The sequence below is a fragment of the Mycobacterium kyorinense genome, assembly GCF_002101735.1.
Taxonomy (GTDB): Bacteria; Actinomycetota; Actinomycetes; order Mycobacteriales; family Mycobacteriaceae; genus Mycobacterium; species Mycobacterium kyorinense.
Genome location: NZ_LQPE01000085.1, coordinates 41,835 through 59,440 on the forward strand (window position 1 = coordinate 41,835; position 17,606 = coordinate 59,440).

The following is a 17,606-nucleotide window of genomic DNA, read 5'->3' on the forward strand; positions in this document are numbered from 1 at the left end:
GCTGCGCTCGCGGTGATGGGAAACCATGAATGTCTTGTCCCGGATCCTGACCCGTACGCCGTCGCTGCGTACCCGGGTGGCGGTCGCGACGGCCATCGGGACCTCGATAGTGGTGCTCATCGCGGGCGCCGTCGTGTGGTTCGGCATCACCAACGCCTGGAAGGAGCGGCTGGATCGCCGACTCGATGAGGCAGCGGGTTTCGCCATCCCGTTCCTGCCGCGCGGGCTCGACGAAATACCTCATTCACCCAACGATCAGGACACCGTCATCACGGTCCGCCGCGACGGCCAGGTCAAGTCCAATTCAGATGTCACGTTGCCCGAACTCGGCGAGGGCTACGCCGATACGTATGTCGACGGCGTGCGCTACCGCGTGCGGACCGTCGAAATCCCAGCGCCGCATCCGACGACCGTGGAAGTCGGGGCCACTTACGACGACACCATCACCCAGACGAACAATCTGCATCGCCGGGTGATCCTGATCTGCGCACTCTCCATCGGCGCGGCGGCGGTATTCGCTTGGCTGCTGGCCGCACTCGCGGTGCGGCCGTTCAAACAGCTGGCGCAGCAAGCTCGCTCGATCGATGCCGATGAGCGGCCAACGGTGGCGGTCCGCGGTGCCAGCGAAGCAGTCGAGATCGCCGAGGCGATGCGAGGCATGCTCCAGCGCATCTGGAAGGAACAGGACCGCACCAAGGAGGCGCTGGCGTCGGCGCGTGACTTCGCGTCGGTGTCGGCGCACGAGCTGCGCACGCCGCTGACCGCGATGCGCACCAACCTCGAAGTGCTGTCCACCCTGGACCTGCCCGACGACCAGCGCAAGGAAGTACTCAACGACGTGGTCCGCACCCAATCGCGGATCGAATCCACGCTGTCCGCTTTGGAACGGCTGGCCCAGGGCGAACTGTCGACATCGGAAGACCATGTGCCGGTTGACATCACCGAGCTGCTCGACCGCGCCGCCCACGACGCCATGCGGATCTATCCCAACCTCGACGTGTCGCTGGTGCCGTCACCGACCTGCATCATCGTGGGGTTGCCGGCCGGGTTGCGCCTTGCGGTCGACAACGCGATCGCCAACGCCGTCAAACATGGTGGCGCCAGCCGGGTTCAGCTGTCCGCGGTCAGTTCCCGCGAAGGAGTGGAAATCGCCGTCGACGACAACGGAAGCGGAGTGCCCGAGCACGAGCGGCAGGTGGTGTTCGAGCGGTTCTCCCGCGGGTCGACGGCCTCGCATTCCGGCTCGGGGTTGGGGCTGGCGCTGGTAGCCCAGCAGGCCCACTTACACGGCGGGACAGCGTCGTTGGAGGACAGCCCGCTGGGCGGGGTGCGGCTGCTGCTGCGCTTGCCTGCGCCCAGTTAGGACGCGTCGTCGCTCTTCTCGGCGGCCTCGGGGTTCGAACTGCTTACCGGCACTTCGCGTTTCACCCGCCGCACCATCAGCGCGAACGTCAGCACCAATCCGAGCACAAAAGACAGCGCCATCAGCCACCAGTTCGGGTCGTGCATCAGCGCGCTCCTATCTCGCGCGAGCCGGGCAGGTCAGCCAGGGCTTCCTCTTCGTTTGTGCGCCGAATCGATGCCACGGTGATCGCCCATGCCACTGCCGAGCCCACCACGAATGCCAGCAGGTACCACAACCATTGGATGACGAAGTCCATGTCGGATTCTCCTTAACGACCTGGTGGGCCGGGTGGCGCGGTGGGCGTGATGGGCCCGCTCACTTCGATCTGGTTGTCGATGTTCAGGTTGGGCCAGGCGTCGTCGGCAGCCTGCAGAATGGCGTCGGCCTGATCCATCGATGCGGCAGTGCCGGTCAGTGTGATGGTGTCGCCGGCGACTGAGAGGCTGAAATTGGGAATCGATGCCGCGGCATTGAAAACCGGTCCGGCATCGGAGAAGTCGAGCGCGTTGATGTCCGGGTTGATGCCGAGGTTGTCGATGACGTTGGCTTCCGAGCCCACCGATGCGATCACTGCGTCGAGCAGCGCCCTCTTGGCTTTCTCGTCGGGAAAGTCGCCGCGCAGCGTAATGTCCTTGCCGTTGCGGGTGATTGACGCCGGCGCTAACGATATCGGCGGAATGGTCGGCGCCGGCGCCGAGGCGCCCGCCGACGTGGGCGGCGCCAGCGTCGGAAATGCACCGGTGGGTCCGTTGGCCTGCGACCGGGTTCGTTCCGACAGCCCGTAGCCGATTGCGCCCAGCAACAGCGGAATTACCACCAGGGCGATCAGCCAGGGCACACCGAGAGGTCGCCGGTAAAACTTGGCAGCTGGCCGCCATTGCGTGGTTTCGGCTGCGTCGTCGGAATCCGCCATGGGCCCCTCCGTCATCGAGTCTCGTGCCGCCGCGCGACTTGAGCCTAAGGCAGCGGCCTACCGAGTGGCGAGTAGATCGATGACGAAGATCAGCGTCTTGCCTGACAGTTGGTGGCCCGAGCCGGCCGGCCCATAGGCCTGTGCGGGCGGGATCACCAGTTGACGCCGGCCGCCCACTTTCATTCCGGGAATACCGTCCTGCCAGCCCTGGATGAGGCCGCGCAGCGGAAACTCGATGGATTCGCCGCGGCCCCACGAGCTGTCGAACTCTTCGCCGGTGTCGTATTCCACGCCGACGTAGTGCACCTCGACGGTGCCGCCGGGCACGGCTTCGGGGCCGTCGCCGATCACCAGGTCTTTGATGACGAGTTCGGTGGGGGCCGGGCCGGTCGGGAAGTCGATCTCTGGTTTCTGCGTCACCGGGCCCACCCTACTGATGGGTGCAGACTGGACACGTGGCAGAGGAGAGAAAACCGACCGACACAGATGCCCTGGCACGTATCCACGACCTTGTCGCCGAGGAGAAGGCGCTGCGTGAGCAACTGCAGCACGGCGACATCAGCGCGTCGCAGGAGCGCGAACGGTTGCGGGTAGTGGAGGCCGAGCTCGACCAGTGCTGGGATCTGCTGCGGCAGCGTCGGGCGCTGCGCGACACCGGCAGTGATCCGCGCGAGGCGTCGGTGCGCCCGCCCGACCAGGTCGAGGGTTACCTGCGCTGAGCCACGACGCGGTTGTCGTCGGCGGCGGGCACAACGGCCTGGTCGCGGCGGCGTACCTGGCCCGGGCCGGGCTGCGGGTGCGGCTGCTCGAGCGGCTCGGGCAGGTCGGCGGGGCGGCCGTGTCGGCGCAGGTCTTCGACGGTGTGGACGCCCGGCTGTCGCGATACGCCTATCTGGTCAGCCTGCTGCCGTCGCGCATCGTCGACGACCTGGGCGCAGCGGTGCGGTTGGCGCCGCGCCGCTACTCGTCGTATCCCCCGGTCAGCGAGTCCGCCGATGTCCGTGAGTTCTATCGGCGCTGTCGGCTGGTGACGGAGGCGCTCTGGCCGACGCTGCTGGAGCCGCTGCGCACCCGGCAGGCGGCACGCCGTCTGGTTGCGCGCGATGCCGGCGCGGCCGCGGCCTGGCAGGCGATGATCGAGCAGCCGATCGGTCACGCGATCGCCGACGCCCTGAGCGACAACCTGGTGCGCGGGCTGGTCGCCACGGACGCGCTGATCGGCACCTTCGCCCGGCTCGACGACCCGTCGCTGCAGCAGAACGTCTGCTTCCTCTATCACCTGCTCGGCGGCCCGTGGCGGGTCCCGGTCGGCGGGATAGGTGCGGTGACGGCGGGCCTGGCCGCCGCGGCAACAGGCTGCGGCGCCGAAATCGTCACGGGCGCAGACGTTTACGCGGTGGATCCGGACGGTGAGGTGCGGTATCGCCGCGGCGACGACGAGTGTGTGGTCCAGGGCCGGTTCGTGCTGGCCGGCGTCGCCCCGGCGGTGCTGGCCGATTTGCTCGGCGAGCCGCGGCCGGCGAGCGCCTCCGGCGCGCAGGTCAAAGTCAACATGCTGGTGCGACGGCTGCCGCGGCTGCGCGACGACAGCGTGACACCCGAGCGGGCGTTCACCGGCACGCTGCACGTCAACGAGAGCTGGACGCAACTGGACGCGGCGTATTCGCAAGCGGCCGCGGGACGGTTACCCGATCCGCTGCCGTGTGAGATCTATTGCCATTCGTTGACCGACCCGAGCATCTTGTCGCCGGCGCTGCGCGAGTCCGGCGCGCACACCCTGACCGTGTTCGGCCTGCACACGCCGCACGGATTGCCCGGCAACCACGCCGAGGCCGTCCTGGCATCGCTGAATTCCGTTCTGGCCGAACCTATTCAGGACGTGTTGATGAACGACGTCAACGGCCGGCCCTGCGTCGAAACCATTACCACCCGCGATCTCGAACATGCCCTGAACATGCCCGGCGGCAACATCTTTCACGGCGGATTGAGCTGGCCGTTCGCCGACGACGACGATCCGCTGGACACCCCGGCGCGGCAATGGGGTGTGGCCACCGCGCACCCGCGGATCCTGCTGTGCGGCTCTGGTGCGCGCCGCGGCGGGGCGGTGTCGGGCATCGGCGGTCACAACGCCGCGATGGCTGTTCTTGACTCGCGCCGAATGTGGACTTAATGCACGCCCCAAGCGAATTCGCGTAACACAAGCCCACGCTCGACGACTACCGGGAATCGATGGTGGCGTAGCTGCGCTCGGTGTAGCCGGTGTAGATCTGACGGGGCCGTCCGATCTTGGAATCGCCTTCGTCGTGCATCTCCCGCCAGTGCGCGATCCAGCCGGGCAGCCGGCCGAGCGCAAACAACACGGTGAACATCCGGGTGGGGAAGCCCAGCGCCCGGTAGATCAGCCCGGTGTAGAAGTCGACGTTGGGGTAGAGCTTGCGCTCGATGAAGTAGTCGTCGGTCAGGGCCGCTTCTTCGAGTTCCTTGGCGATTGTCAGCAGGTCGTCGTCGCCGCCGAGCTTGGCCAGGATCTTGTCGGCCTGTTCTTTGACGATGCGCGCCCGCGGGTCGTAGTTCTTGTAGACCCGGTGGCCGAATCCCATCAGCTTGACGCCTTCTTCGCGGTTCTTGACCTTGCGGACGAACTCGCGGACGTCATCGTCGCTTTCCCGGATCTGCTCGAGCATCTCCAGCACCGCCTGGTTGGCGCCGCCGTGCAGCGGGCCCCACAGCGCGTTGATGCCGCCGGAGATCGAGGTGAACAGGTTGGCCCGCGACGAGCCGACCAGCCGCACGGTCGACGTCGAACAGTTCTGCTCGTGGTCGGCGTGCAGGATGAACAGCATGTCGAGCGCCCGTACTACCTCGGGGTCCGGCTGGTAGGGCTCGGCCGGCAGCCCGAACGTCATCCGCAGGAAGTTCTCCACCAGCGTCATCGAGTTGTCCGGGTACAGGAACGGCTGACCGACGGACTTCTTGAACGCGTAGGCGGCGATGGTGGGCAACTTGGCCAGCAGCCGGATCGTGGACAGCTCCACCTGGTCGTTGTCCATCGGGTCCAGCGAATCCTGGTAGTAGGCGCTCAACGCGTTGACCACGCTGGACAGCACCGGCATCGGGTGGGCGTTGCGGGGGAAGCCGTCGAAGAACCGCTTGAGATCCTCGTGCAGCATGGTGTGCCGCTGGATTTGCCGGGTGAACTCGACGAGCTGGTCCTTGGTCGGCAGCTCGCCGTAGATCAGCAGATAGCTCACCTCGAGAAACGTCGACTTCTCGGCAAGCTGCTCGATCGGGTAGCCGCGGTAGCGCAGGATGCCGGCGTCGCCGTCGATGTAGGTGATGGCGCTCTTGGTCGACGCGGTATTCATGAAGCCGCTGTCGAAGGTGGTGTATCCGGTCTTGGAGAGCAGCGAGCCGAGCGCGATCCCGTCGGCTCCCTCGCTGGCGTGGACGATCTCCAGGTCCAACTCACCACCCGGGTATTTGAGAGTGGCGGTGTCGTCGGTTGCGGCCACAAGAACCCCTTTGCGCTCTGCTGATGCTGCCTAGGTTGCGTATAGCTGAAGGTAGTCGCTATCGGCGCGGCGCGCCTGACCGGGGTGCTGGCCTGCGGTAGCGGACGAACCCGGGCGCGGCCAGCGCGGCGATTGCCATCCCGACCACCACCAGGGCGCCGCCGCCGGCGGCCGCCGCCGTCGTCCCGACCACCGCCGCGGCGGCACCGTGCACGGCGTCGCCCAGCCGCGGTCCACCCGCGACGACCACGATGAACACCCCCTGCAATCGGCCGCGCAGCTCGTCGGAGGCGGCCTCCTGCAGGATCGTCTGCCGCAAGGCCGCCGAGGCGCTGTCCGCCACACCGCCGAGCGCCATGAACGCCAGCGCCGCCCACAACAGCGGCCCGGCCCTGCGGTGCGCCGCCCCGCTCACCGAGCCGAAGCCGACCATCGCCGCGCCCCACAGCGCGATCGCGACGACGACGGCCAAGCCGTGCCGCCGGATCCGCGGCAACCAGCCGGAGAACACCCCGCCGACGACGACGCCGACCGACATCGTCGCGGCCAGCAACGCCATCGTGGTGCCGCCCTCGACGGGCCCGCCGAAGCTCTCATGCGCCATCTGCGGGAACAACGCCCGCGGCATGCCCAGCACCATCGCGATCAGGTCGACGACGAAGGACATCAACACCACCGTGTTGCCGGCCAGGTAGCGGAAGCCGTCCAGGACCGCCGCGAAACCCCAAGCCGACGGCCCGCCGGCCTGCTGGGCCACCGGCATGGGCGCCAGCCGGAACGTCGCCCAGAGCGGCGCCAGACAGGTCAGCGCGTCGATCAGGTACAGCGCCGACAAGTTGACCCAGCTGAGCATCACCCCGGCCAGCAGGGGGCCAACGATCGCGCCGAACCCGGTCACGGTCATGTTCAGCGCGTTGGCGGCGGGCAATTGATGGCCGGGCAGCATCCGCGGGATGGCCGCCGAGCGGGCGGGCGAGTTGATCGCGTAGAACGCCTGTTGCAGCGCCAGCAGGCACAGCACCACCCACACGTCGTCGAGTCCCAGCGCGGCCTGCAGCCACAGCAGCAGCGACGCGACCGCCAGCCCGCACGAGGCGATGATCAGCAGAACCCGCCGGTCCATCGCGTCGGCCCAGGCGCCGCCCAGCAGACCGAACACGATCAGCGGCACCAGCGCGAAGACGCCGGCGAGCCCGACGTAGCCCGAGTTGCGGGTGAGCGCGTAGATCTGGACCGGGACGGCGAAGATCGTCAGGTTGGCGCCGACGACCGTGACAATCCCGGCCAACCACAGCCGCCGGAAGTCGCCGTTGCGCAGCGGCGTGGTATCCGCAACCAGCCTCCGCATCTAAGGCTGCAGGCGCTCGATACGGCCGTCTACAACGCGAATCCTGTTGTGTACCCGGTTTTCCCGGCCCTGCCAGAACTCGACCACCTCGGGCGCGATGCGGTAGCCGCCCCAGTTCGGCGGGACCGGGATGTGCTCGGTGTCAGCGAAGCGGGCGGTCACCTCGGCGAGTTGCTCGAGTAACGCCGCCCGCGACGCGATCGGCCGCGACTGGTGCGACGCCCACGCGCCCAGCTGCGAGCCGCGCGGTCGCCTCGACCAGTACTCCTGGGTCTCCTGCGGATCGACCTTGGTCACCGGGCCGCGGATATGGAACTGCCGGCCCAGCAGATACCACGGGAAGGTCGCCGACGCGTAGGGAGTGGCGGCCAGCTCCGCCCCCTTGGCCGAGTCGTAGTTGGTGTAGAAGGTGATTCCGCGCTCGTCGATGCTCTTGCACAGCACCGAGCGGCTGACCGGTCTCCCGGCCGCGACGGTAGCCAACACGAACGCGTTGGGCTCGGCGACGCCGGCGTCTTCGGCATCGCGAATCCACTTGCGCAACAGGGCAACCCAACCGTCGGCCAGCCAATCGGTGTCGAGGTCGGGGCTGCCGTCCTTCTCGACGGAGCCGTACTCCACACGCATTGCTGCCAGGTGCTCGTTGTCTGGTCCGGCCACCGCGCCAACGCTACTACCGGCGGGCCGTCGTTCGTTACCGACCGGTAGCGACGGGCCGGGACCGGCGTGCGAGAATTCAGCCATGACTGTGATCCCGGACAATATCCCGGAGAATTTCGTCTCCGGCCTCGACGGAGTGGTGGCCTTCACCACCGAGATCGCCGAGCCGGACAAGGACGGCGGCGCGCTGCGCTACCGAGGGGTGGACATCGAGGACTTGGTGAGCCGGCGGGTCACGTTCGGCGACGCCTGGGCTTTGCTGGTCGACGGCAAGTTCGGCCACGGGCTGCCGCCGGCCGAGCCGTTCCCGCTGCCGATCCACAGCGGCGACGTGCGGGTGGACGTGCAGGCGGGTCTGGCGATGCTGGCGCCGATCTGGGGTTATCAGCCGCTGCTCGACATCGACGATTCCACCGCCCGCGAGCAGCTGGCCCGGGCGTCTGTGATGGCGCTGTCCTATGTCGCCCAGTCCGCCCGCGGCATCTACCAGCCCGCGGTGCCGCAGCGGATCATCGACGAATGTCCCACGGTCACAGCGCGTTTCATGACCCGATGGCAGGGCGAACCCGATCCACGCCACGTCGAGGCCGTCGACGCCTACTGGGTTTCGGCCGCCGAACACGGAATGAACGCGTCGACGTTCACCGCCCGGGTGATCGCGTCCACGGGCGCCGACGTGGCCGCGGCGCTGTCCGGGGCGATCGGTGCCATGAGCGGCCCGCTGCACGGCGGTGCCCCCGCGCGCGTGCTGCCGATGCTCGAAGAGGTCGAACGCACCGGCGACGCGCGCGGATTGGTCAAGGGCATCTTGGACCGCGGCGAGAAGCTGATGGGCTTCGGGCACCGCGTGTACCGCGCCGAGGACCCGCGGGCGCGGGTGCTGCGGGCGACGGCCGAACGGCTGGGCGCACCTCGCTACGAGGTCGCCAAGGCGTTGGAGCAGGCGGCGCTGACCGAACTGCGGGAGCGACGCCCGGACCGCGCCATCGAGACCAATGTCGAGTTCTGGGCCGCCGTGATTCTGGACTTCGCGCGGGTGCCCGCCAAGATGATGCCGGCGATGTTCACCTGTGGACGCACCGCGGGTTGGTGTGCGCACATTCTCGAGCAGAAGAAGCTGGGCAAGTTGGTGCGCCCGTCGGCCATCTACGTCGGCCCGGAGCCGCGCAGCCCGGAATCCGTCGAGGGGTGGGACCAAGTTCGCACGGCGTGACGCCTGACTGATTACTTTTTGTCGGTGGGGTGGTCTATACCGGTGTCTGACCCTATGACCCGAGGAGGCCACCATGGCGATAGCCGTCGAACCTGCACTGTCCCCGCACCTTGTCGTCGACAACGCCGCAGCGGCGATCGACTTCTACGTCAAGGCATTTGACGCCGAGGAGCTGGGCCGGGTGCCCCGCGCCGACGGCAAGCTGATCCACGCCGCGGTGCGGATCAACGGTTTTCTGGTGATGCTCGCCGACGACTTTCCGGAGGTGAACGGCGGCAAGTCGATGACCCCGAAGGCGCTGGGCGGCACCCCGGTCACCATCCACCTGACCGTCACCGACGTCGACGCCAAATTCCAGCAGGCGCTGGACGCGGGCGCCACCGTGGTGATGCCATTGGAGGACCAGTTCTGGGGCGACCGCTACGGCGCGGTCGAGGACCCGTTCGGCCACCGCTGGTCGCTAGGCCAGCCGGTTCGCGAGGTCAGCATGGAGGAGATCGCAGCGGCAATGGGCCAGGAGCAGTCTTAAACAAATTCCCGCAGCCGGTCGGTAAGCCGTTGCCGCAGCGAGGGTTTGGGCGCGCTCGCCGCGGCCGCCAGCATCTCTGTGACCGAGGTGAACTTGTCGCGGGGCCGCTCCTCGGCGCCGCCCCGCGCCACCTCGGCGGCGTCGATGGCGTGCCATCCGGCCGCGTCGACGACGTCGGGCTGGCGAGCGTGCACCAGCCTGGCCAGTGCACGCGGCCCGGCCGCGGGGTCGGACAGCAGGCCCTTGTTGAAGTCGGCGACCAGTGCCTGCACGGTTTGCAGCGAGCAGGACTTGTTGGTGCCGATGAATCCCGTCGGGCCGCGCTTGATCCACCCGGCGACATACGCGCCCGTCACCGGCTGGCCGGTGTCCGGGTCGACGACGCGGCCGCCGTCGTTGGGTACCACTCCGGCGGTGTTGTCGAACGGCAGATCGGCAATCCGCTTGCCGTGGTAGCCGATTGAAGTCAGCACCAGGCCGGCGTCGAGCCGACGGGTCTGGTCGGTCCCGGTGAGCGTGAACTCGATCCCGGTGACGCGGTCTTGGCCGAGGACGCGCGCCGGCGTCAGCTGGTAAGCCAGCCGGATGCGCGGCCGTCGCGCCGGAACCGAGGCCTGGCCGAGTTTGCTGAGAATCTCCAGCTTCTGACGGGTCAGGGCATCGGTGGTGCTGGCCAGGTCTCGTCGCACCAGCTCGTGGTCTTCGGCGTCGAGCACCACGTCGGCGGCGGCGGTCAACCCGATCAGCTCGGGCAGCGTGAACGCCGAGTGCGCCGGGCCGCGCCGCGCGGCGATCACCACCTCCTGCACCCGTGACGCGCGCAGCACTTCCAGCGCGTGATCGGAGATGTCGGTGCGGGCCAGTTCGTCGGGGTCTGCGGTGAGCACGCGGGCCACGTCGAGCGCAACGTTGCCGTTGCCGATGACCACCACCCGCTCGTGGCCGAGATCCACTGGCAGATCGGCGAATTCGGGGTGGCCGTTGTACCACGCCACCACCTCGGTAGCGGTACCCGTGCCGGGCAAGCCCATTCCCTCGATGTCGAGCCGGCGGTCGTTGGGTGCACCGCTGGCGTAGATGACGGCATGGTGGTGGGCGAGCAGGTCCGCGTGGCTCAGGTGCTTGCCGATCTCGACGTTGAGGAAGAACTGGAAACCCCGCCGGGCGGCGACCTTGTCGAACAGCCGGGTGACCCGCTTGGTGGTCTGGTGGTCGGGCGCCACGCCGGCACGCACCAATCCGTAAGGCGTCGGCAGCTTTTCGAACATGTTGACCCGCACCCGCGGCTGGGTGAGCAGCTCGTCGGCGGCATACATCGCCGCGGGCCCGGAGCCGACGATCGCCACAGTCAGCGGGTGCCCGTCCTGGCGCACCTCCGCGGCGGGGATCACCGGGGCCAGCTTCGAGGTCGGCGGCAGCTTCACACCGGCCGGCCGCTCCGGGTAGAACGACGCGTTGATCTCGACGAAGGGCAGCTGCTTGGCATCCAGCCGGGTGTCGGGCGCGATCGCGCCGACCGGGCACGCGCTCACGCACGCGCCGCAGTCCACACACGCATCCGGGTCGATGTAGAGCATCTCCGAGGTGGCAAACCCCGGCTCGTCCGGTGTGGGGTGAATGCAGTTCACCGGACAAGCGAAAACACAGGACCCGTCGTTACAGCACGACTGGGTGATGACGTGCGGCATGGACCCTCTAGGCGACCGCGGTCAGGTGCTGGCGCTGCGGCTCGCTGCGGTACCGCGACGGCTTGCCGTTGATCTTGCAGATCCGCCACACGAGCTTGGCAACGGGATTCATCAGGCCGGTGTCGTGGCAGAGCATCCGCACGTCGCCGAACATGTCGCGCAGCATTTGGCGCGACTCCGGCGAACGGAAGAACACGTCCTTGCGGACCTCGCGCGGAATGTCGAACTCACGCCAGAAAGCCTTGGGCGGCACCACAATTGCCGAGCAGAGGATCCGCATGGTGACCGGCACGTACAGCGACAGCCAGAACCGCTTGCGGCGCGGCAGGTGCGGCAAGCGCTTACGCAGGTATTCATGCGCGAACGAGATGTGGCGGGCCTCCTCGGCAACGTGGATGGCCATCACCCGCTCCATGATCGGGTGCAACTCCTTGCCCTCACGCAGGATGTTCTTCTGCGTGTGGTCGATGGGCTCCTCACCGGCGAGGATGCCGAACCAGAACGGAATGGGCAGCGGGCCGGCAACCAACGGGATCAGCGGCTGGACCCACTTCAGCAGCCGCGGCATGCCGGGCACGTCGGCGCCGATGTGGTTCACCATCTCCTGGAACATCATGGTGTGGTTGCACTCTTCGACCGCTTCGTGCAGGCAGTACCGGTACTCCGGTGACCCGTTGGGCACCCAGAACGCGTACTCCATCAGGCCGCGAATCAGGATCGATTCGAAGTGCAGGCCGACCTTGGCCACGTTCGCCTGGCGCCACATGCCGATCTTGATCTGACGCTCTTCAGGCTGCGCCTTGTACCAGGGGTGGCGGCCCAGCGGGTCGGTAGCGGGCAGCTTCCAGCGCGAGTCGTTCTCGGTGACCGCGAACTCCGGCGAGTTCCAGTCGATGTCGGTGTACGGGTTGAAATTGCGCCGGACAGACCCCTCGGAGAGCGTGCGCAACATCTCGACGTACTCTGTGTCGTCTTGTACTTCCATGTTGCGGCGCCAGCGCTGCACGATTTTCGTCCGAGCCATCGAAGCCTCCCGATGAGGTTTACATTTGGACGTCTTGTGTCTAGACAGTACCGCAGGTATCGCAAACTTTCTAGACCCAACGCACGCACTGTGGCGCAGCCGGGGTCGACGCCATCGATGTGGTCTAGCTCACATTACCGGGGTCACTAGCCTGGTCACCATGGCTGAGACGCTCGCGATCCCCGACGGCATCAAACCCGGCGACGGCCGCTTCGGATCGGGGCCGTCCAAGGTCCGGCCCGAGCAGCTGCAGGTCCTCGCCACCAGCGCCGCCGGGCTGTTCGGCACGTCGCACCGACAAGCGCCGGTGAAGGACCTGGTCGGCCGGGTGCGCACGGGGCTGCGTGACTTCTTCTCGGTGCCAGACGGCTACGAGGTCATCCTGGGCAACGGCGGCGCCACGGCGTTCTGGGACGCCGCGGCGTTCGGGCTGATCGACAAGCGCTCGCTGCATCTGTCCTACGGCGAGTTCAGCTCGAAGTTCGCCGGCGCCGTCACCAAGAACCCGTTCGTCGACGAACCGATCGTCGTCAAGGCCGATCCCGGCAGCGCCCCGGAACCGCAGAGCGACCCGTCGGTCGACGTCATCGCCTGGGCCCACAACGAGACCTCGACCGGGGTGGCCGTGCCGGTGCAACGCCCCGCCGACTCGGGCGACGCGCTGGTCGTCATCGACGCCACCTCCGGCGCCGGCGGGCTGCCGGTCGACATCACCGAGACCGACGCCTACTACTTCGCGCCGCAGAAGAACTTCGCCAGCGACGGCGGCCTGTGGTTGGCGATCTGCAGCCCAGCGGCGCTGGCGCGCATCGAGGCCATCGCCGGATCCGGCCGCTGGGTGCCCGACTTCCTGTCGCTGCCGATCGCGGTCGAGAACAGCCTCAAGAACCAGACCTACAACACCCCGGCCATCGGCACGCTGGTGCTGCTGGCCGAGCAGATCGACTGGCTCTTGGGCAACGGCGGGCTGGATTGGGCGGTCAAGCGCACGGCGGACTCGTCGCAGCGGCTGTACCGGTGGGCGCAGGAGCGGCCCTACACCACTCCGTTTGTCGCCGAGCCGCGGCTGCGGTCCCAAGTTGTCGGGACCATCGACTTCAGCGACGAGGTGGACGCGGCGGCCGTGGCCAAGGTGCTGCGCGCCAACGGAATCGTCGACACCGAGCCGTACCGCAAACTCGGCCGCAACCAGTTGCGGGTCGCGATGTTCCCCGCCGTGGAGCCCGACGATGTCAGCGCGCTCACCGAGTGCATCGACTGGGTGGTCGAAAGGCTCTGACCAGTCTGGCGGCGACCCGCTGAGCTGGGCGGCGTGTCAGCCCGGTCTGGGCCGTCGCCTGCACTAGAGTGCGCAGCAATCGGGTCCGGTTCGGCGGCCCGGAGGAGGTGCCATGCGGGAGCTCAAAGTCGTTGGACTCGACGTCGATGGCAAACACATCATCTGCGAAGGTGACGATCCGGCCGAGAAGTTCAAGCTGCGGGTCGACGACCGGCTGCGCGCCGCGGTACGCGGCGACGGCGCGCGGGTAGCACAAACCCAGATCGACTACGAGGTCCCCAGCATGCTGCGTCCCAAGGAAATTCAGGCCCGCATCCGCGCCGGGGCATCCGTCGAGCAGGTCGCGGCGGCCGCCGGGGTGGACATCGAACGCGTCCAGCGATTCGCCCACCCGGTGCTGCTGGAGCGATCCCGCGCCGCCGAGCTGGCAACCGCCGCGCACCCGGTGCTCGCCGACGGGCCGGCGGTGCTGACACTGCTGGAGACCGTCACCGCCGCGCTGGTGGCCCGCGGCCTCAACCCGGACAGCACCACCTGGGATGCCTGGCGCAACGAGGACGGGCGCTGGACGGTACAACTCGGTTGGAAGGCCGGCCGCTCGGACAACCTCGCGCATTTCCGCTTCGCCCCCGGCGCGCACGGCGGCACGGTCACCGCGGTCGACGACGCCGCCAGCGAGCTGATCGACCCCGACTTCGACCGCCCGCTGCGGCCGCTGGCTCCGGTGGCGCAGCTGGACTTCGACGAACCCGAGCCCGAGCCCGCGCCCGCGGAAGAAGCCGCGCCCGAACCGCAACACCAGCCGGCGCGTGCCCGCCGCCGCAAGCCACCCGTGCCGGCGTGGGAGGACGTGCTGCTCGGCGTCCGCTCCGGCGGGCAGCGCTAACCGGCTCCGACGATCGCCAGCGCGACCAACGCCAACCACGCCCCCGTCACGCCCACGCCCGCGCCCAGCACGAACCAGCGCAACACCGGCGTGTGCCGCCACCCCCACAGCGTCGGCGCCAATCCCCCGGCTGCGACGACGTTGAGTCCGACGGCCAGCAACGGGTGCACGCGCTCCAGGCCGAGACTGAGCACCACGATCGCCACGGCGGTCACCGCGGCGACGAACGTGGCCACCGTCAAACCCGTTGCCCAGGGCGTGGATTCGTCCTTCACGAGCCGAGCCTAACCCGCTCGTAAAAGGCCAGCGCCGCGGCGGTGGCGACATTGAGCGAGTCGGTGCCACGCGACATCGGGATCCGTACCCGCAGGTCGCTTGCCCGCATCGCGGCATGGCTCAGGCCGGGCCCCTCGGCACCCACCAATACCGCCACCGGCTCGTCCCCGACCGTCGACATCGCCGCCGAGAGCGTCATGGCATCGCGGCTCGGCGTCATCGCCAGCAGTCGAAAACCCTTCTCCTGCAACAGCTTCAAATCACCGGGCCAGTTTGTGGCACGGGCATACGGCACCAGCAGGGCATGGCCCATCGACACCCGCACCGCGCGCCGGTAGAGCGGATCGGCGCAGCCGCTGCCGAAGACCACCGCGTCGACGTCGAGGCCTGCGGCGTTGCGGAAGATCGAACCCAGGTTCTCGTGGTCGTTGACGCCCTCGAGCACGGCGACCGTGCGGGCGCCGTCGAGCACTTCGGCCACACTCGGCTCGGGGACCCGGCGCGCCGCGGCCAGCACGCCGCGGTTGAGGTGAAACCCGACCACCTGGGCCATCACCTCGGCGGAGACCCGGTAGTACGGTGCGTCGCAGCCGTCCAGGTCGGCCCGCAGTTCAGCGAGCCGGCGGTCGGTGCCCAGCAACGCCAGCGGCGCGAACCGCGACGCCAGCATGCGCTGCACCACCAGCACGCCCTCGGCGATCACCAGGCCCTTGCCGGTCGGCAGATCCGGGCGGCGATCGACGCTGTTGAGGTCGCGGAAGTTGTCCAGCCGCGGATCGTCGGGATCGCTGACGTCGCAGACGGCGCTCACGGGGTTTCGTCGACGATGGCCAGCATCAGATCGGCGGCGTCGCGCAGGGTTTCGCGGTCGGCGGGGCCCAGACAGGCCAGCCGCTGCGCCAGCCATTCCTGGCTGGCCCGGCGTTCGGCCTCCAGCAGCTCGGCGCCGGCGTCGGACACCGACACCAGGACTTGCCGGCCGTCGTCGGGGTGGGCGACCCGGTCCACGAACCCCAGTTCGGCCAACGACGCGATTACCCGTGTCATCGACGGCGGGCGCACCCGTTCCCGGATGGCCAACGCGCCGGGCGTCATCGGCCCTTCTTTGGCCAACGTCGACAGCGCCGACAGCTGCGACAACGACACCGGCGACTGCGGCCGCCGGAATCGCAGCTGCCGCGACAATCGCATGACTGCCAGCGACAGGTCGCTGGCCAGCCGCGTATCGCCGTCGGTCACAGCGCGAAGGTTACGACACAACCGCACAGGGTCAACACCGAACCACCGCGTCACCGGTCATCGGTTAGCGTGATCTCGATGTCCGAGCCCGGCTCCACACCCAACCCGCCGATGCTTCCGGCCGCGCTGCTGGAGGTGTGGCCGGTCGTCGGGATCGGCGCCCTGGCCTGGCTGGGTGCGACGGTGGCCGCCTTCCTCGTCCCGGGCCTGGACAGCTGGCGCCCGGTGACGCTGGCCGGGCTGGGCGTCGGGCTGCTGGGCACGGGTATCTTCCTGTGGCAGCGCGACGCCGTCCGGCGCGGGGCACGCGGTGCGCAAACGGGGCTCGGGCACTTGCGGACCACCAAATAGGAGGGAACGGTCAATGGCAGCACCGCTATTGCAAGCACAGGTCGACATCAACGCGCCGGTCGCGAAGGTGTGGGAATTGGTGTCGGATGTCCGCCGGATGCCGCAGTGGAGTCCCCAGTGTCGCTGGATGAAGCCGCTCGGTCCGGTGCGCCAGGGCACCCGCACGCTCAACCTGAACCGCCGCAACTTTCTGTTCTGGCCGACGACATGCACGTTCACCGAGGTCATTCCCGAGCAGAAGCTGGCATTCAAGGTCAACGCCAACGGCACCATCTGGAGCTACGAGCTACAGCCGCTCCCGGAGGGCACGCGGCTGATCGAAAGCCGGCACGCCGAGAACGGCGTCAAACCCATCTCGACGATGACGGTGAACGCGCTGCTGGGCGGAGTGGACAGCTTCGAGCGGGAATTGGTCGACGGGATGAACACCTCGCTGGCCAAGATCAAGGCCGCCGCCGAGAGTTAGTCGTCGGGCTTGTCGACGAGGTCGAGTACGCCGTCGTCGTAGGGGTCGTACATCGGCGATCCGCTGCCCGCCGGGGCCGGGGTGTCGGAGTGCGCGCCGCAGCCGTATTCGGAGTCGACGACATGCCCGTCGGCGGACATCTCATTGCCGCACACCCCGAACATCGTGCCCAGCGAGCCGGCCAGCGGCAGGTAGAAGCCGCAGTCGCGACACACCCGCTTGGTCGAGCGTGCCATCGGCGAGCCGGGCCCGTGGTCGCCGTCATGCCAGCGCTGCGCGGCCTGCGCGCGGCCCCAGGCGCTCATCACCCGTCGCCGGCCGAGCCCGAGCTCGACGGCGACGTCGTCAACCTGCGGATCGCCGCTGGCCAGGTAACCGGGCACCAAACGCGGGTCGTCCGGCGGCGGCGCCAGCAGGTCGCCCGGGCTCAGGTCGCCGGGCCGGACCCGCTGATCCCACGGCACCCATTCCGGCGCCAGCAACGCCGTCGGCCCCGGCACCAGCACCACTTCGCTGACGGTGGCGTGGTCGGCACCCGGGTAGGCGGCCACCACGACGGCCCACTGCCAGCCCTGGTAGCCCGGCAGGTGGGCCAGGAACCGGTGGGTGGCGGCGGTCGGATCCTCGTAGCTGACGCCGAGGTAGTCGCCGACCGTGTCGGCGCCGCTGAATTCGGCGACGGCGGCGCGCGCCTGCTCGACGGCACCGGTGAGGATCTGCGCCAGGCCGTCCGCCCACTCGGCCGTGGTCACGCTGTCCGCGGTTTCCATACGTGTTCAATACTGCCGCAGCGGCCCAGTGGCCAGCCACACCGGTC

The 17,606-nt window shown here is 68.5% G+C and carries 22 protein-coding genes; 9 read left to right on the forward strand and 13 right to left on the reverse strand.

What is annotated here, in order from left to right; genetic code table 11:
• Positions 1-25 precede the first annotated feature (25 nt).
• Positions 26-1,363 carry a sensor histidine kinase gene (locus AWC14_RS10440; protein ID WP_045374795.1) on the forward strand — a complete coding sequence of 446 codons (1,338 nt, stop codon included), beginning with the start codon at positions 26-28 and terminating at the stop codon, positions 1,361-1,363.
• Here the strand turns inward: AWC14_RS10440 and arfC are convergent.
• Genes arfC through AWC14_RS10450 form a run of 4 tightly spaced genes read right to left on the reverse strand, consistent with a single transcriptional unit; the run spans position 1,360 to position 2,738 of the window.
• Entirely contained in the window at positions 1,360-1,509 is a 150-nt protein-coding gene (gene arfC, locus AWC14_RS28630; protein ID WP_156419149.1) for a channel accessory protein ArfC, read from the reverse strand. The genes AWC14_RS10440 and arfC overlap by 4 nt on opposite strands.
• Entirely contained in the window at positions 1,509-1,661 is a 153-nt protein-coding gene (gene arfB / locus AWC14_RS28965) for a channel accessory protein ArfB (protein WP_045374793.1), read from the reverse strand. The genes arfC and arfB overlap by 1 nt, the downstream gene beginning before the upstream one ends.
• Before the next feature lie 12 nt (positions 1,662-1,673).
• Complete coding sequence (gene arfA, locus AWC14_RS10445; protein WP_057003160.1) at positions 1,674-2,318, reverse strand: channel-forming protein ArfA/OmpATb; 645 nt, start codon at positions 2,316-2,318, stop codon at positions 1,674-1,676.
• 57 nt (positions 2,319-2,375) lie between these two features.
• Complete coding sequence (locus AWC14_RS10450) at positions 2,376-2,738, reverse strand: FKBP-type peptidyl-prolyl cis-trans isomerase (RefSeq protein ID WP_045374898.1); 363 nt, start codon at positions 2,736-2,738, stop codon at positions 2,376-2,378.
• 35 nt (positions 2,739-2,773) lie between these two features.
• Between AWC14_RS10450 and AWC14_RS10455 the strand changes: the two genes are divergently transcribed.
• Positions 2,774-3,037, forward strand: coding sequence for a DUF2630 family protein (locus tag AWC14_RS10455; protein ID WP_045374791.1), 264 nt, complete (start codon positions 2,774-2,776; stop codon positions 3,035-3,037).
• On the forward strand, positions 3,034-4,488 hold the full coding sequence (locus AWC14_RS10460; protein ID WP_045374789.1) for a phytoene desaturase family protein: 1,455 nt from the start codon (positions 3,034-3,036) through the stop codon (positions 4,486-4,488). The genes AWC14_RS10455 and AWC14_RS10460 overlap by 4 nt, the downstream gene beginning before the upstream one ends.
• Before the next feature lie 46 nt (positions 4,489-4,534).
• Here the strand turns inward: AWC14_RS10460 and AWC14_RS10465 are convergent, their stop codons facing one another.
• Genes AWC14_RS10465 through pdxH form a run of 3 tightly spaced genes read right to left on the reverse strand, consistent with a single transcriptional unit; the run spans position 4,535 to position 7,838 of the window.
• Positions 4,535-5,830, reverse strand: coding sequence for a citrate synthase (locus AWC14_RS10465; RefSeq protein WP_045374787.1), 1,296 nt, complete (start codon positions 5,828-5,830; stop codon positions 4,535-4,537).
• A 58-nt stretch (positions 5,831-5,888) separates the two neighbouring features.
• On the reverse strand, positions 5,889-7,178 hold the full coding sequence (locus AWC14_RS10470) for an MFS transporter (RefSeq protein WP_045374785.1): 1,290 nt from the start codon (positions 7,176-7,178) through the stop codon (positions 5,889-5,891).
• Positions 7,179-7,838 carry a pyridoxamine 5'-phosphate oxidase gene (gene pdxH / locus AWC14_RS10475; protein ID WP_045374783.1) on the reverse strand — a complete coding sequence of 220 codons (660 nt, stop codon included), beginning with the start codon at positions 7,836-7,838 and terminating at the stop codon, positions 7,179-7,181.
• Positions 7,839-7,920: 82 nt separating this feature from the next.
• Between pdxH and AWC14_RS10480 the strand changes: the two genes are divergently transcribed.
• Positions 7,921-9,051, forward strand: a complete 1,131-nt coding sequence (locus tag AWC14_RS10480) for a citrate synthase 2 (protein WP_045374781.1) — start codon at positions 7,921-7,923, stop codon at positions 9,049-9,051.
• A gap of 73 nt (positions 9,052-9,124) precedes the next feature.
• Positions 9,125-9,580: a VOC family protein gene (locus AWC14_RS10485; protein ID WP_045374779.1), complete on the forward strand. Its 456-nt coding sequence runs from the start codon at positions 9,125-9,127 to the stop codon at positions 9,578-9,580.
• Here the strand turns inward: AWC14_RS10485 and AWC14_RS10490 are convergent.
• Entirely contained in the window at positions 9,577-11,268 is a 1,692-nt protein-coding gene (locus tag AWC14_RS10490) for an FAD-dependent oxidoreductase (protein WP_045374777.1), read from the reverse strand. The two genes, AWC14_RS10485 and AWC14_RS10490, sit on opposite strands and share 4 nt — an antisense overlap.
• A gap of 7 nt (positions 11,269-11,275) precedes the next feature.
• Positions 11,276-12,292, reverse strand: a complete 1,017-nt coding sequence (locus AWC14_RS10495; protein WP_045374774.1) for an AurF N-oxygenase family protein — start codon at positions 12,290-12,292, stop codon at positions 11,276-11,278.
• A 160-nt stretch (positions 12,293-12,452) separates the two neighbouring features.
• Between AWC14_RS10495 and serC the strand changes: the two genes are divergently transcribed.
• The gene (serC, locus tag AWC14_RS10500; RefSeq protein WP_045374771.1) at positions 12,453-13,571 is read left to right on the forward strand and encodes a phosphoserine transaminase; all 1,119 of its coding nucleotides are present in this window, start codon (positions 12,453-12,455) and stop codon (positions 13,569-13,571) included.
• Between the two features lie 112 nt (positions 13,572-13,683).
• On the forward strand, positions 13,684-14,457 hold the full coding sequence (sepH, locus tag AWC14_RS10505) for a septation protein SepH (protein ID WP_045374769.1): 774 nt from the start codon (positions 13,684-13,686) through the stop codon (positions 14,455-14,457).
• On the opposite strand, the gene AWC14_RS10510 is transcribed toward sepH, so the two are convergent.
• The 3 genes from AWC14_RS10510 to AWC14_RS10520 are packed head-to-tail and all read right to left on the reverse strand — an operon-like array spanning position 14,454 to position 15,972.
• Positions 14,454-14,732 (reverse strand): DUF2537 domain-containing protein, encoded by a 279-nt coding sequence (locus AWC14_RS10510; RefSeq protein WP_045374766.1) that lies wholly within the window; start codon positions 14,730-14,732, stop codon positions 14,454-14,456. The two genes, sepH and AWC14_RS10510, sit on opposite strands and share 4 nt — an antisense overlap.
• Positions 14,729-15,544, reverse strand: a complete 816-nt coding sequence (locus AWC14_RS10515) for a TrmH family RNA methyltransferase (RefSeq protein ID WP_057003161.1) — start codon at positions 15,542-15,544, stop codon at positions 14,729-14,731. Before AWC14_RS10515 ends, AWC14_RS10510 begins: the two co-directional genes overlap by 4 nt.
• A complete protein-coding gene (locus AWC14_RS10520; RefSeq protein ID WP_045374763.1) occupies positions 15,541-15,972 on the reverse strand; it encodes an Rv0880 family HTH-type transcriptional regulator in 432 nt (143 codons plus the stop codon). The genes AWC14_RS10515 and AWC14_RS10520 overlap by 4 nt, the downstream gene beginning before the upstream one ends.
• Before the next feature lie 78 nt (positions 15,973-16,050).
• Here AWC14_RS10520 and AWC14_RS10525 point away from each other — a divergent pair, with 78 nt between their 5' ends.
• Together AWC14_RS10525 and AWC14_RS10530 are read left to right on the forward strand one after the other, a co-directional pair.
• Complete coding sequence (locus AWC14_RS10525; protein ID WP_045374896.1) at positions 16,051-16,323, forward strand: DUF2530 domain-containing protein; 273 nt, start codon at positions 16,051-16,053, stop codon at positions 16,321-16,323.
• Between the two features lie 13 nt (positions 16,324-16,336).
• Positions 16,337-16,789, forward strand: a complete 453-nt coding sequence (locus AWC14_RS10530) for an SRPBCC family protein (RefSeq protein WP_057003162.1) — start codon at positions 16,337-16,339, stop codon at positions 16,787-16,789.
• Here AWC14_RS10530 and AWC14_RS10535 read toward each other — a convergent pair.
• Positions 16,786-17,559 carry a DUF3027 domain-containing protein gene (locus tag AWC14_RS10535; protein ID WP_057003163.1) on the reverse strand — a complete coding sequence of 258 codons (774 nt, stop codon included), beginning with the start codon at positions 17,557-17,559 and terminating at the stop codon, positions 16,786-16,788. The genes AWC14_RS10530 and AWC14_RS10535 overlap by 4 nt on opposite strands.
• Between the last annotated feature and the right edge of the window lie 47 nt (positions 17,560-17,606).